Here is a 14885-nt window from a genome sequence, read left to right on the forward strand (position 1 = left end):
ATGTCTAAATTACCGAAGGATTTTTTGTGGGGTGGCGCTTTGGCTGCTCATCAGTTTGAAGGCGGCTGGAATGTTGATGGAAAAGGGCCAAGTGTTATTGATGTGATGACTGCAGGAGCAAATGGTGTTCCGCGGGAAATTACGGAAACTATTGAAACAGATAAATTTTATCCGAATCATGATGCAATTGATTTTTATCATCATTACAAAGAAGATATTCAATTTTTCTCTGAAATGGGATTGAAGTGCTTACGAACATCAATCGCGTGGTCACGTATTTTCCCAATGGGAGATGAAAGCGAACCAAATGAAGCGGGATTACAATTTTATGATGATGTTTTTGATGAATTATTAAAAAAAGGTATTCAACCAGTGATTACCCTATCGCATTTTGAAATGCCACTCCATTTAGCTAAAGAATATGGTGGTTTTAGAAATCGTAAATTAATTGATTTTTTTGAAAATTTTGCTACGGTTTGCTTTAAACGTTATCAATCTAAAGTAAAATATTGGATGACATTTAATGAAATTAATAATCAAATGGATACAAATAACCCCATCTTTTTGTGGACTAATTCTGGAGTTATTGTGAACGATGGTGAAAATCCCAAAGAAATTATGTATCGAGTTGCACATAACGAACTCTTGGCTAGCGCTAAGGCGGTTATTGCTGGTAAAAAAATTAATTCTGATTTTGAAATAGGATGCATGGTATCACACGTACCAATTTATCCTTATTCATGTGATCCGGAAGATATCATGGCTGCTGAAGAGGCAATGCATCAACGCTTCTTTTTCCCAGATGTTCATGTTCGTGGAGAATACCCACGTTATGCACTAAAAGAGTTTGAACGTCACAATTATGATGTTGGGATTCAAGAAGGCGATATGGAGATATTGAAAAAAGGGACAGTTGATTATCTAGGATTCAGTTACTATATGTCAACAGTTGTTAAAGCAGATGCTGAAGCAGATCATTTAGGTGATGTTGTGAATGGTGGACTACCTAATGGGGTTCCTAATCCGTATATTAAATCTAGTGACTGGGGCTGGGCAATTGATCCCGATGGTTTACGATATACGTTAAATCGATTATATGATCGCTATCAGTTACCGTTATTTATTGTTGAAAATGGTTTTGGCGCGATTGACAAGCTTGAAGATAATCATGAAATTCATGATCCTGAACGTGTAAGTTATCTAAAAGAACATATTGAAGCAATCGAAAAAGCAGTTGATTATGATGGTGTTGAAGTCTTAGGATATACACCATGGGGTGTTATTGATTTAGTATCATTTACAACTGGTGAGATGAAAAAGCGTTATGGTATGATTTATGTTGATCGTGATAATGAGGGCAATGGATCGATGAAACGTTATAAAAAAGACTCATTTACTTGGTATAAAAATGTAATTGAAACAAATGGAGAAAGTCTTTAAAAGTTATTATAGAAAGAAAAAGCATCTCATTTATTAATAAATGAGATGCTTTTTGATTAATAAAAAAACAAATGACAACCGGTTGACATAAAAATATAAACAGGTTATACTTTGGTTATTCTTTCAGAAAGCGCTTTCTAAAAGTTGAGTTTATAGGTACAGGCAATTGCTATTTTTTAGTGAAATGGGACATTTATTAAACAAATAGAATGGGGTAAATAGAATGGAAAACAAAGTAAACGTAGATACAAATCAAGTTGAAGAAATTCCTCTTTTTCGAAAACTAAGTTATTCACTTACAGATTTTGGCGGAAATATTCTATTTGTAAGTATTAGTACGTACTTGTTATATTTTTATACAGATGTTTTTGGAATTGGGATTGGTGTAGCTGGAACTATCTTGCTCGTCACACGATGCGTTGATATGTTTGATGCACCAATATGGGGCTTTTTAATTGATCATACACATACAAAATGGGGACAAAGTCGGCCGTATTTCTTGTGGTTATGTGTACCATTTGCATTCTTTACATGGTTAACATTTACTACACCGAATTTATCGGGATCGTCCAAAGTTATCTATGCATCAGTTGTTTACGTCATTGCAGGAATTATATATACCGGAATTAGTACCCCTATGACGTCGATTTTACCTAACTTAACAAATGATTCAGACCAAAGAACGGTTTTGAATTCATATCGAATGGTTGGAGGAAATGTTGGTCTATTGGTTGCTAATGGTGTTGTTTTACCATTAGTTCAAATATTAGGGCAAGGAAATGATCGTAAAGGATTCTCATATGCAATGATTATTTTAGGGATTATCTCCATTATTGCCTTTTTAATTGCCTTTTTAAATTTACGAGAAATTAATACAACGATTACGAAATCAATATCATTAAAACAGAGTGTTAAAGCAACAAAAAGTAATTGGCCTTGGATTTTATTGGTTATTTCCAACTTATTCTATTGGATTGGAACAACTGTTAGAAGTTCAGGCATGATTTATTATTTTCAATATAATATCCATGCAAAATCATTAGTCGCAGTTGCTGGTTCTTTATCTGTTGTTGCTGTTATAGGGATGATATCAATTCCATTACTTGTTAAACGTACAAATAAAAGAACGGTTCTAATTGGAGCACTATTGATGGGAGCAATCTGTAACATGTTGCTTCAAGCAGTTGGTAGTAATCAAGTTTGGGTTGTTATCTTATATTGCCTAGGATCAATTGGAACGGGTGTTGCAGCTGCAATGCCATTCCTAATGTTGGCTGATGCGGTTGATTTTGGTCAATGGAAAACAGGAATCAGAGCCAGTGGCTTTTTAACAGCTATTGGAAGTGCATTCTGTGTTAAAGCAGGTAGTGGGATTGGCGGATTTATTCCATCACAAGTAATGCAATTCTTTGGATATATACCCAATCACACTCAAACGAGTCAATCTTTATTAGGCATTAACTTAAGTTTTATCTGGATTCCAGCCATGCTGTTCATACTTGCTGCAGTTCCAATGTTTTTCTATGGTAAATTTGAACGAAATGAAGATAAAGTTAGATTAGAATTAGCTAAAAAAGAAGCAGCTTAAAAAGTTAATGGTGGGGATAATGGTTTTGCTTATTTTATGGTAAACTAAGAGTACTAAAAGTTAAGCGGTAACAATTTAACTAAAATTAGACGACTTAGGAGCAAATAAAATGCAAAATCCAAAACTTGATGATGTCGCTGAATTGGCAGGCGTTTCTAAAACGACTGTATCTAGGGTGTTGAACAATAGAGGTTATCTTAGCGAAAAGACAGTTAAAAAGGTTCGTGATGCTGTGAAAGAGTTACATTATCAGCCTAATGATGTTGCAAGACAATTATTTAATAAAGAAACAAAACTAATAGGGCTTATTTTCCCAACCATTGCGAATCCTTTTTTTGGACAATTAGCTTACCATTTAGAAACGAAACTTTTTAATAGAGGTTATAAGGTTCTTATCGGTAACTCAAAAAATGATTCAGAAAAAGAAGTGACTTATTTACGTAAACTAATGGCAAATCAAGTTGATGGGCTAATTGTTGGAGCACATAATGAAGGAATTGAAGAATATCATAATACAAATTTACCAATTGTCGCAATTGATAGAATTATGAATGGTGATATTCCGGTCGTTTCTTCTGATAATTATAGTGGCGGTAAAATGGCAACAGAATTGCTATTAGAACATGGGGCAACCTCAATTGTACATACAAATGGACCTTATGATTTAGAAACGCCTGCTCGAGATAGACGTAGGGCATACGAGAAAATTATGAGTGAACATGGGTTGCCAGCCGTAACGTATACAATTGATTTTAATTGGACAGAAACAGAAAAAACAAAAGTTATTAAAAGAATTTTTGAGGATCTTAAACGAGTGGATGGTATTTTTGCTTCGAATGATACAGACGCTAGTTTGATCATAAAAATAGCTAGAGAATATGGCAAACGAGTACCTGAAGATTTACTTGTTATTGGCTATGATGGGACAGATGTTGTTCGATTATTTAAACCAGAACTAACAACAATTATTCAACCAATTGAACAGATGGCTGATGCAGCTATTGATATTTTAATGAAGAAAATAGAAGGTAAAGAGACACCTATGCAAGTAGTACTACCGGTACAATTATATAAAGGAGAAACGGCATAGTAGGTGCGTTTTTATTTTAAGATAATGACAACCGGTTAACATATAGAACGAGGAGAAGACAATTTTGAAAAATGAAACGATTAATTATCCAGAGGTAACTGATGAAAGATATCGATTAAAGTATCATATTACGGCACCAGCAGGTTGGATGAATGATCCAAATGGGTTTTGCTTTTTTAAAGGGTACTATCACATCTTTTATCAACATCATCCAAATTCAACACAGTGGGGACCAATGCATTGGGGTCATTCAAGAAGTAAAGATTTAGTTAATTGGGAAAGCTTACCAATTGCTTTGGTTCCTGGTGATCAAGAAGATCAGGATGGCTGTTTTTCAGGTAGCGCAATTGTGAAGGATGAGCGTCTCTATTTAATTTATACAGGACATAATTTGAAAGACAAAAATGATCCGGATAGTTATTGGCAGAATCAAAACCTAGCCGTTAGTGATGATGGCATAACTTTTGAAAAATTTGCTGGTAATCCAGTGATTTCAATGCCTCCTGTAGATAATGATGCTGATTTTAGAGATCCAAAAATTTGGTTTGAAAATGGAAAATATAATATTGTAATCGGAAGCAAAAATAAGGATGGCTTGGGTCGAGTTCTTATGTATAACTCAGATGATTTAGAACATTGGGACTACTTAGGACCTATTGCAACTGCTAAATCAGTTGATTCTGAAGGATTCGTTTGGGAATGTCCTGACCTTTTCGAAATTGACGGACAAGACGTTTTAGTAATGTCACCACAAGGAATTAAAGCTGATAAATTAAAATATAGAAATTTCTTCCAAACAGGATATCTGACTGGAAAATTTGATGAAGAGACACATTCATTACATCATGGTGAGTTCACTGAATTAGATTATGGACATGATTTCTATGCAACACAATCAATGGTTACGCCTGACGGTAGAAGGATCATATTTGCATGGATGGACATGTGGGAGAGCCCCATGCCAGAACAGGAAGATGGTTGGGCAGGCGCACTAACATTTCCAAGAGAATTAAATATGAAAAATGGTAAATTATTGATGACACCAGTTGAAGAAATTAAAAAATTGCGCGAAAAAGTATTATTAGATGTCACTAAACCTAAGGATACAACCACTATTTTTGAAGCCCCTACAAAGAGTTTTGAGTATTTAGCGAACTTTAATGGGCAAGAAAATGTCAGCGTTAAAATTAAAAATAGCGATAATAAATTATTAATAAAAGTTAGCTATCAAGCTGCAACAGGTAAGGTAACATTACAAAAGTATAATGACGATTTACTTCGAGAAACTAATGTGAGCGTTGCCAATGAATTGGATGTTCATTTATTAATGGACAACAGTTCAGCAGAATTATTTGTGAATAATGGAGAAGCATGTTTCTCTGAAAGGGTTTATGATGAAAAGGAACTTATAGTTGAAACAAGTAGCGATTCAACTAATTATGATATTAAAATATATGAACTTGGAGGAACAATGTAATGTTATTAGGAAGTATTGAAGCAGGTGGCACTAAATTTGTATGCGCGGTAGGTAACGAAGATTATCAAGTAAAGGATCAAATTCAAATTCCCACGACTACACCTGTTGAAACATTAACGGCAGTCGTAGACTATTTTAAGCAATTTGAAATAGCTGCACTTAGTGTTGCCTCATTTGGACCAATTGAAATCAGAAAAACGTCACCTAAATATGGATTTATCACGAAAACACCAAAACCGGGTTGGGGTGATACGGATTTCTTGGGATTTCTTAAGGGCAAACTGGATATTCCAACATTTTGGACAACGGATGTAAATGGTTCAGCTTACGGTGAATATACAATGTCGACATTGTTTAATGAGAAAATTAATTCACTTGTTTATTACACAATTGGAACTGGTGTGGGCGCTGGAGCAGTAATTGATGGCCACTTAGTTGGCGGTATTGGCCATCCTGAAATGGGCCATGTCTTAGTTAAGAGACATCCTGATGATCTTGATTTTAAAGGTGTCTGTCCATTTCATGGTGATTGTTTAGAGGGCTTAGTTGCTGGACCAACATTTGAAGCACGGACTGGTAAAAAAGGTAAAGATGTCCCATTAACAGACAAAACTTGGGATATTATGGCCTACTATATTGCTCAGGCTGCCGTTCAAACAACGTTAAGTTTACGTCCTAATAAAATTATTTTTGGGGGCGGCGTTACAAATGATGTTTTATTGGAAAAAGTGCGACATGAATTCAAAGAAATTTTAAATGATTATGTTGACGTTCCTCCATTAGATCAATATATTACAGCACCACAAGTTGCTAATAATGGATCAGCCAATGTTGGAAACTTCGCTTTAGCTGAAAAAATGTTATCTGAATGATAGGGTTATTTAACAAAATTGGAGGGTAAAATAATGACAAACAAAAATTATTATGATGTAACAAAATGGCCTATTGGTAACCCGTACGAAGATATTGGGGAAGTTATTAATAGTATTATTACTGATATTAAAAGTCATCAAACTGATAGTAATAGCAATGATGGTGGAAAACCAGGGGCAGTTATTTATCTACCACCAGCTGATTATCACTTGCGTACACAAGTCTTAATAGATATTAGTTTTCTTAAAATTCAAGGATCTGGGCATGGATTTACGTCATCAAGCATTCGGTTTAACGTACCACAAAACGAATGGTCAAATTTACATGAATTATGGCCTGGTGGTAGTCGTGTTCTTGTTGACCTCGATCCTAAAACAACGGATGAAGAATCTGAAGGTGCAGCTTTCTATGTTGCAAGAGAAGGAAATCCGCGTATTAGTTCAGTCGAATTTTCGAACTTTAATATTGATGGGTTACACTTTATTGATGATGGCACAGGCGAAAAAAATCCAGAAAATACGTATGTGAATGGTAAGACTGGAATTTATGTTGCAAGTGCACAAGATTCATTCCGTATTACAGAAATGGGTTTTGTTTACTTAGAACATGGTGTAACCATTTATAACGCAGATGCATTAACAATCCACGATAATTTTATTGCTGAATGTGGTAATTGTATTGAACTACGTGGATGGGGACAAGCTTCGAAAGTAACTGAAAATTTAATGGGCGCTGGATTTAATGGCTATACCATTTTTGCGGAAAACTTCGGAGGACTGCTAATTACGACTAATAATATTTTCCCAAGAGGTGCAAGTAGCATTTCATTATCTGGCGTGACGAAATCGTCTGTTACAAATAATCGCATTCATGCATTTTATCCCGGAATGGTTATTTTAGATGATAATTGCTCAGAGATATTGGTTTCTTCAAACCATATGCTGCATGATCAAGAACCGTGGGCGCCTATGCAACATCGAGATAATGGATTAGACGATTTATATGGGCTGTTATCAATTAGCGGTAATGATAATTCCGTCATTGGAAATCATTTTTCAGAAACGGTTGATCAAAACACGCTTAAACCAGTTGGTGCAACACCGGTCATTATCCGACTTGCTGCCGGACATGGTAATTATATTGCAAATAATAATGTTGTGGCTACAGAAATTCAATCAGGTAGTGGCGATTCAGCATTTTCTGCACAAGTAGATGCGTTACTAGCAACCGAAGAATTAAAAAAAGTCACAGTAACAACTGTTTTGGTTGAAAAGAAGTCAACGCAAAATACAATTTTAGATTCTGGAAGCAATGAACAAGTTATTTTGGATAAAAATGTGAATGCTTTTAGAGCAACACCAACCGTCCCAAAAAAACAGTAATTTTAAATAAATGATTTAATTTGTGCCACTTTGATAAAATAGGACTATAATGAAAGTTGAAGTTAGAACTTAATATAACTGTCCAAATCAAAAGAGGCGATAGCAATGGCAAAGTTGAGTAAAGAACAACGCAAAGCAATGGCTCAAAAAGCAATGGACGAACGTGCTAAACATCCACAAGCTGAAAAAAAACAATCAGGTTTTAAATTTATTGAAGATGAATCAACTAAGTTAGGTGCAGAAAAAAACTAATTATAAAAGTTCAAAGATTAATTCTAAGTATTCTTGGAATTAATCTTTTTTTAGTTAACTAAAAATATTAAATTGGGTGTAAGTCATGTACAATTTGAATGATAGATAATTTAATGAGGAGTGATAATCGATGTTAATTAAACAAGTACATATTGAAAATAAAGAAGAATTACAAGATATTCGAGTAGAAAATGGCATGTTTACTGAGATTGGGGTAAATTTACAACAAAATGCTGATGAAAAAGTCATTGATGCAACCGATAAATTGATGTTACCGCCATTTGTTGATCCACATGTTCATTTGGATTCAACGCTCACAGCAGGTGATCCGGAATGGAACGAATCTGGGACTTTATTTGATGGCATTCGGATTTGGTCTGAACGTAAAAAGACGTTAACCCATGAAGATGTTAAAGAACGTGCTGTTACAGCATTAAAAATGCAGGCAGCCCATGGTGTTCAGTTTGTTCGTTCACATGTTGATGTGACTGATCCTGATTTAGTGGCTTTGAAAGCTTTAATTGAGGTCCGCGAAGAAGTTAAACCTTGGATGGAATTACAATTAGTTGCTTTCCCACAAGAAGGTATTTTATCATTTCCAAATGGGAAGGAATTAATGACAAAAGCTGCTGAATTAGGAGTGGATGCAATTGGTGCAATTCCCCATTTTGAATTTAATAGAGAATATGCAGTTGAATCACTCCATTTCGCTTTTGAATTGGCTCAGAAATATAATTTATTATTTGATGCACATACGGATGAAATCGATGATCCTAGTTCTCGTAGCTTGGAAACCGTTGCGACATTAGCTTTAGAAACAGGGATGAAAGATAAGGTTACAGCATCACATACAACAGCGATGGGTTCATATGATGATGCTTATTTGTACAAATTAATGCGTTTATTGAAGATGTCAGAAATGAACTTTATTGCTAATCCACTTGTAAATATGTTCTTAGGTGGACGTTTTGACACATATCCAAAGCGTCGTGGGTTAACACGCGTCAAAGAATTGGATGAGAATGGGTTGAACGTTGCATTTGGTGAAGATGACATCAAAGATCCATGGTATCCAATGGGAGATGGCAACATGTTAGACGCCTTGCACATGGGATTACATGCGACTCAGATTATGGGTTATAGTCAAATTATGAATGCTTACCGATTTGTGACGACTAATGGCGCTAAATCTATGCATGTTATGGATCATTATGGAATTGAAGTTGGAAAACCAGCTAATTTCGTCATTATGGATAGTGATAATTTTTATGATGCGTTGAATACACGTGCTGCCGTTATGTTATCAGTCCATAATGGTGATGTGATTAGTGAAACCAAGCCAGCAGAAACCCAGTTATATATCTAGTAAGTAATCGTTTTGGTAGCGCCTTCTTGATTTGAATGCTAGAATCAAGGCATGACTTGAAAAGGGGTAATAAAATGAAAATGATTAATTTAGGCGATAGCGAACTTCAAGTATCATCTGTCGGTTTGGGATGCATGCGCATGCCAGAATTGTCGACTGGGCAAGCTGCAGAAATGATTCAAACATCAGTTGATCATGGCATTAATTTCTTTGATCACGCAGATATTTATGGTGCAGGAAAAGCTGAAGAAGTGTTTGCGGCAGGATTTACTGAAACTGGGTTATCACGTGAAGACATTATTCTTCAATCAAAATGTGGTATCGTTCCAGGTGTAGAGTATAATTTTACTGCTGAACACATTGAAAAAAGTGTTGACGGTATTTTAAAACGATTAAATACGGAATATATTGATAGCTTATTGTTACACAGACCTGATACGTTAATGGAACCTGAAGCTATTGCTCGTGTATTTGAAAAACTACAAAAATCTGGAAAAGTACGTCATTTTGGTGTTAGTAATTTCTATCCTGGGCAAGTTGATTTATTACAACAAGCTTTGGATATGAAACTATTAGTTAACCAACTCCAATTCGGTGTCATGCACACTGGAATGATTGATTTGGGAACAAATGTGAATATGGTTAATGATGCTGGAATTAATCGTGATGGCGGTATTTTAGAATATTCGCGTCTTAAAAAAATGACGATTCAAGCATGGTCACCATTCCAATACGGATTCTTTGAAGGTACATTCTTAGATAATCCAAAATTTGCTGAATTAAATGAAGTTTTAAACCGTTTAGCTAAAGAAAAAGAAACAACTAATACTGGAATCGCAACAGCATTTATTCTACGTCACCCAGCTAAAATGCAGGTGATTGCTGGAACAATGAACGCAAAAAGAATTGTTGAAATTGCGAATGCTTCAGAACTTGAGCTAACACATGAAGAATGGTACGAAATTTATCGTGCAGCAGGAAATAAATTACCATAAATGAAAAAATTAAAGTAACTAACTAATTACTATTTTAGTTGGTTACTTTTTATATTAAGCGTATGAAAATTTCGTAGTTAACATACTGGGTATGGTAAAATTAGAATTAATAGGTGGTGGATTTGATTTGGAAAACAAATATGAGCATGTTTATCGTGAAATTAAAGCGAAAATTGTCGCGGGTGAATATGAAGTAAACGATAAATTAATGACTGAATCACAGTTAATGTCGATTTACGAATCTAGTCGTTATGCGGTTCGTAAAGCAATTGGTGATTTAGAGAATGCAGGGTATGTCTACCGAATACAAGGTGGCGGTATCTTCGTTAATGATTGGCATACTGTAAAAAAAGTGACACAAAATAATAAAATAATTGGTGTCATGACGACACATATTGCTGATTATATTTTTCCAAATATTATCACTGGAATAGATCGTATTATTTCTGAAGAGGGATATACAATCATGCTAAGTAATACGCTTGATAATGCTGAAAAAGAACGATATAGCCTTTTAAGAATGCTTGAAATGAATTTATCTGGACTAATCGTAGAACCAACACAAAGCGCATTAATAAATAAAAATAAGGATTTATACGAAAAGATAGTGGCGCAAAAAATACCAGTCCTTTTTATTAATGCACATTATGAAAACTTGGAAATTCCATACTTAGAGTTAAATGATTTTAATGGTAGTGAGGTTGCTACAGAGCATTTGATAAATGAAGGACATGGAAAAATACTTGGTATTTTTAAAGTGGATGATAAACAAGGTCAGTTAAGAATGAATGGATTCGTGCAAGCTTATATGGAACATTCAGCTATTTCATACCAAAGTGAGATATTGATGTACCAATCTGCTGATTCAATGCAAAATATCTATAAAAAAATTGAAAAGATTCTGCATAGATCGGATCATCCAACCGCGATTGTTTGTTACAATGACCAGCTTGCCATTAAATTAATAGATATTGTTAAGTCGATGGGAATGAAAATTCCTGAAGATATCTCAATTGTTGGTTTTGATGATTATCAATTATCAAAATATATGTCACCTAAATTAACAACAATTAGACATCCAAAGGAAAAAATGGGCCGAGAAGCTGCGACGATGTTATTAAAAATGATTAATTCTAAAACAATGTCGGCGAAATCTGTCGTATATGATGCAAAGCTAATCATTCGAGAAAGCGTTAAAAATAGGAATTAAAGCATGATAAGTATTACTCAAATTTGAGTAATACTTATTTTTTTGAAATTCATTCGAACAAATAAAAATAACTATTGATTTGTTCGAATGAATGTGAGAAAATGACCTTGTTGATAAATGCAAACGTTTTCAGAAAACGGTTGCTGTAGGTTTTTCGGTTGGTCGTACCAATCGGACAATAAAATTTGGAGGTGTCATATGCAAAAAGAAAAGAAAATATCTAGTAAGTTTATTTACTTTTTTGGGTCATTCGGAGGAATTTTGTTCGGATACGATATCGGGGTTATGACGGGGGCTTTACCATTCTTGCAAAAAGATTGGGCTCTTCAAAATAGTGCCGGAACCGTTGGTTGGATTACTTCAGGAGTTATGTTCGGTGCCATCTTTGGTGGCGCGTTAGCCGGTAAGCTTTCAGATAAGCTAGGTCGACGTAAAATGATTTTGATGTCAGCTATTATTTTCGTTATTGGTTCATTACTCGCATCATTCTCACCAAATAATGGCCAAATGTATTTAATTATTGTTCGTATTTTCCTTGGACTAGCAGTTGGTGCTTCATCAGCATTAGTACCAGCATACATGTCAGAAATGTCTCCGGCTAAATTACGAGGACGACTATCAGGAATTAATCAAACAATGATTGTTTCCGGAATGTTACTTTCATATATTATGGATTTTCTATTAAAAGATTTACCTGAAGCATGGGCATGGCGCGTTATGCTTGGCTTAGCAGCAGTACCAGCTGTTGTTTTATACTTTGGGGTTTCACGTTTACCAGAATCACCTCGTTTCTTAGTTAAAACAAATAAAGTTGATGAAGCTCGCCAAGTATTAACTTGGATTCGTCCAGCTAATGAAGTTGAACAAGAATTAGCTGATATTCAAACTACTGCGGGTGAAGAAAATCATATTGAAAAAACATCAATGGTTCAATTATTCACAGGTAAATATCGTTACTTAGTTATGGCCGGTGTTGGTGTTGCTGCATTCCAACAATTCCAAGGGGCTAACGCAATCTTCTATTACATTCCTTTAATTGTTGAAAAAGCAACTGGGAATGAAGCAAGTTCAGCACTAATGTGGCCAATTATTCAAGGGATTATCCTTGTCTTAGGTTCACTCTTATTCTTAGTTATTGCAGATAAATTTAAACGTAGAACACTTTTAATTCTTGGCGGTTTAGTAATGGGACTATCATTTATCTTACCTACAATCATTAACATGGTTGTACCAAATACGAGTCCTATGATGATTGTTGTTTTCTTATGTATCTACGTTGCATTCTACTCATTTACATGGGCTCCACTTACATGGGTATTAGTTGGTGAATTATTCCCATTAGCTGTTCGTGGAAGTGCTTCAGGAATTGCATCTTCAGCTAACTGGATTGGATCATTCTTAGTAGGACTATTATTCCCTATTATGACAGCTTCAATGCCACAAGATGCTGTGTTCGCAATCTTCGGAATCATTTGTTTATTAGGTGTTCTATTCATTCGTTTCTTCGTTCCAGAAACACGTGGTCGCTCATTAGAAGAAATTGAAAAAGAAGGTACAAGAAATTAAGTAACCTATACGTTAGGAGTGTAATTGATATGGATTTAGTAAAAACATCTCAAGCAATAAAAAATGGTCAAGTTTCACTTGGAATTGAATTAGGCTCAACACGTATCAAAGCAGTTTTAGTTACGGACGATTTTAAGACAATTGCAACAGGGAGCTTCAATTGGGAAAACCAATTGGAGGATGGTCTTTGGACTTATTCTCTTGAACAAGTTTGGACGGGGATTCAAGCTAGTTATAGACAAATGGCTGCAAATGTTCAAAGCAAATACCATGAATCATTAACAAAAATAGATTCAATTGGTATCAGTGCTATGATGCATGGTTACCTTGTCTTTTCGAAATCTGATGATTTATTAGTTCCCTTTAGAACATGGAGAAATAATAATACAGAACAATCAGCTGATGAATTAACAGAGTTGTTAAACTTCAATATTCCACAACGTTGGAGTATTGCACATCTTTATCAAGCTGTTTTAAATAATGAAGCCCATGTAAATGACATTGGTCATTTAGAAACATTAGCTAGTTATGTTCATTATATGTTATCTGGTAAAAAAGTTATCGGAATTGGGGATGCCTCTGGTATTTTCCCAATTGATGAAAAAACAGGCACATACTCAGCTGATTTATTAGATAAATTCAGTGGTATTGAAAAAGTTTCTGCTTATGATTGGGATATTAAAGACATCCTACCTACTGTTTTGAGAGCTGGTGAAAATGCTGGATCATTAACAGATACAGGAGCTAAATTACTTGATGTTAGTGGCAAACTTGAAAGTGGTAGCTTGATGGCACCACCTGAAGGTGACGCAGGTACAGGGATGGTTGGGACCAACAGTGTACGTAAGAGAACAGGTAATATCTCAGTTGGAACCTCTGCTTTTTCTATGACTGTTTTAGATCAGCCTATGAAAAAAGTGTACAAAGATATTGATATTGTAACAACACCAAGTGGTGCGCCAGTTGCAATGGTTCATGTTAATAATAGTTCGTCAGATATTAATGCATGGGCTTCAATCTTTGGCGAGTTCGCAGCAAAACTAGGTGTTCATTTAACACCAGATCAGTTGTATGAACGATTATTCTTAGAATCAACTCATGCTGATGCCGATGCAGGTGGATTAATGAATTATAGTTACTTATCAGGTGAAAATATTACACATATGCCTGAAGGTCGTCCATTATTTGTTCGAACACCTAACAGTAACTTTACATTACCTAACTTCATCAAGACGCAATTATATGCGGCATTTGCACCACTTAAGATTGGAATGGATATTTTAAGTCAAGAAGAACATATCCAAACTGATGTAATGATTGCTCAAGGTGGTATTTTAAAAACAGCTGTAATCGGACAACAAGTATTAGCTAATACGTTGAATATTCCAATTACGGTTATGAATACTGCTGGTGAGGGTGGACCTTGGGGAATGGCTGTCTTAGCAATATTTGCTAAGAAAAATAATAACGGTCAAAGCTTAGAAGACTTCTTAGATCATGAAGTTTTTGTAGACCCAGAAAGTATGACGTTAAGCCCAGAACCTGAAGGTGTAGAAGGTTACAATACATTTATAGCTAGATACGAAGCTGGCTTGTCTATTGAGTCAGAGGCAATAAAAAAAATTAAGGAAGAAAAGAGGAACTAG

General features: G+C 35.1%; 12 protein-coding genes. All 12 read left to right on the top strand.

Annotation, left to right across the window (positions count from 1 at the left end):
* The 12 genes from AC1RPQ_RS00770 (at nucleotide 1) to AC1RPQ_RS00825 (ending at nucleotide 14885) form a co-directional block, all read left to right on the top strand.
* A complete protein-coding gene (locus AC1RPQ_RS00770; protein ID WP_481761018.1) occupies nucleotides 1-1440 on the top strand; it encodes a 6-phospho-beta-glucosidase in 1440 nt (479 codons plus the stop codon).
* Between the two features lie 223 nt (nucleotides 1441-1663).
* Nucleotides 1664-3028, top strand: a complete 1365-nt coding sequence (locus tag AC1RPQ_RS00775; protein ID WP_481761017.1) for an MFS transporter — start codon at nucleotides 1664-1666, stop codon at nucleotides 3026-3028.
* 109 nt (nucleotides 3029-3137) lie between these two features.
* A complete protein-coding gene (locus tag AC1RPQ_RS00780; protein ID WP_481761016.1) occupies nucleotides 3138-4118 on the top strand; it encodes a LacI family DNA-binding transcriptional regulator in 981 nt (326 codons plus the stop codon).
* 64 nt (nucleotides 4119-4182) lie between these two features.
* A complete protein-coding gene (locus AC1RPQ_RS00785) occupies nucleotides 4183-5595 on the top strand; it encodes a glycoside hydrolase family 32 protein (RefSeq protein WP_481761015.1) in 1413 nt (470 codons plus the stop codon).
* Complete coding sequence (scrK, locus tag AC1RPQ_RS00790; protein WP_481761014.1) at nucleotides 5595-6467, top strand: fructokinase ScrK; 873 nt, start codon at nucleotides 5595-5597, stop codon at nucleotides 6465-6467. Before AC1RPQ_RS00785 ends, scrK begins: the two co-directional genes overlap by 1 nt.
* A gap of 33 nt (nucleotides 6468-6500) precedes the next feature.
* Nucleotides 6501-7850, top strand: a complete 1350-nt coding sequence (locus AC1RPQ_RS00795) for a NosD domain-containing protein (protein WP_481761013.1) — start codon at nucleotides 6501-6503, stop codon at nucleotides 7848-7850.
* A gap of 105 nt (nucleotides 7851-7955) precedes the next feature.
* Nucleotides 7956-8102 (top strand): hypothetical protein, encoded by a 147-nt coding sequence (locus tag AC1RPQ_RS00800; protein ID WP_409021777.1) that lies wholly within the window; start codon nucleotides 7956-7958, stop codon nucleotides 8100-8102.
* Between the two features lie 130 nt (nucleotides 8103-8232).
* The gene (gene codA / locus AC1RPQ_RS00805) at nucleotides 8233-9468 is read left to right on the top strand and encodes a cytosine deaminase (RefSeq protein WP_481761012.1); all 1236 of its coding nucleotides are present in this window, start codon (nucleotides 8233-8235) and stop codon (nucleotides 9466-9468) included.
* Between the two features lie 74 nt (nucleotides 9469-9542).
* On the top strand, nucleotides 9543-10463 hold the full coding sequence (locus AC1RPQ_RS00810; RefSeq protein WP_481761011.1) for an aldo/keto reductase: 921 nt from the start codon (nucleotides 9543-9545) through the stop codon (nucleotides 10461-10463).
* A 91-nt stretch (nucleotides 10464-10554) separates the two neighbouring features.
* Nucleotides 10555-11673: a GntR family transcriptional regulator gene (locus tag AC1RPQ_RS00815; protein ID WP_481761010.1), complete on the top strand. Its 1119-nt coding sequence runs from the start codon at nucleotides 10555-10557 to the stop codon at nucleotides 11671-11673.
* A 198-nt stretch (nucleotides 11674-11871) separates the two neighbouring features.
* Nucleotides 11872-13239, top strand: a complete 1368-nt coding sequence (locus AC1RPQ_RS00820) for a sugar porter family MFS transporter (RefSeq protein WP_481761009.1) — start codon at nucleotides 11872-11874, stop codon at nucleotides 13237-13239.
* A gap of 29 nt (nucleotides 13240-13268) precedes the next feature.
* A complete protein-coding gene (locus tag AC1RPQ_RS00825; protein WP_481761008.1) occupies nucleotides 13269-14885 on the top strand; it encodes a xylulokinase in 1617 nt (538 codons plus the stop codon).

The organism is Dellaglioa sp. CoH-57-MRSF-21 (assembly GCF_056781915.1).

What these genes read in the sequence shown, in the direction of transcription:
- AC1RPQ_RS00795 (WP_481761013.1), top strand. Translation starts at nt 6,501, where the DNA reads ATGACAAACAAAAATTATTATGATGTAACAAAATGGCCTATTGGTAAC.
- AC1RPQ_RS00815 (WP_481761010.1), top strand. Translation starts at nt 10,555, where the DNA reads ATGGTAAAATTAGAATTAATAGGTGGTGGATTTGATTTGGAAAACAAA.
- AC1RPQ_RS00775 (WP_481761017.1), top strand. Translation starts at nt 1,664, where the DNA reads ATGGAAAACAAAGTAAACGTAGATACAAATCAAGTTGAAGAAATTCCT.
- AC1RPQ_RS00810 (WP_481761011.1), top strand. Translation starts at nt 9,543, where the DNA reads ATGAAAATGATTAATTTAGGCGATAGCGAACTTCAAGTATCATCTGTC.
- AC1RPQ_RS00825 (WP_481761008.1), top strand. Translation starts at nt 13,269, where the DNA reads ATGGATTTAGTAAAAACATCTCAAGCAATAAAAAATGGTCAAGTTTCA.
- AC1RPQ_RS00770 (WP_481761018.1), top strand. Translation starts at nt 1, where the DNA reads ATGTCTAAATTACCGAAGGATTTTTTGTGGGGTGGCGCTTTGGCTGCT.
- AC1RPQ_RS00780 (WP_481761016.1), top strand. Translation starts at nt 3,138, where the DNA reads ATGCAAAATCCAAAACTTGATGATGTCGCTGAATTGGCAGGCGTTTCT.
- AC1RPQ_RS00800 (WP_409021777.1), top strand. Translation starts at nt 7,956, where the DNA reads ATGGCAAAGTTGAGTAAAGAACAACGCAAAGCAATGGCTCAAAAAGCA.
- codA (WP_481761012.1), top strand. Translation starts at nt 8,233, where the DNA reads ATGTTAATTAAACAAGTACATATTGAAAATAAAGAAGAATTACAAGAT.
- AC1RPQ_RS00820 (WP_481761009.1), top strand. Translation starts at nt 11,872, where the DNA reads ATGCAAAAAGAAAAGAAAATATCTAGTAAGTTTATTTACTTTTTTGGG.
- scrK (WP_481761014.1), top strand. Translation starts at nt 5,595, where the DNA reads ATGTTATTAGGAAGTATTGAAGCAGGTGGCACTAAATTTGTATGCGCG.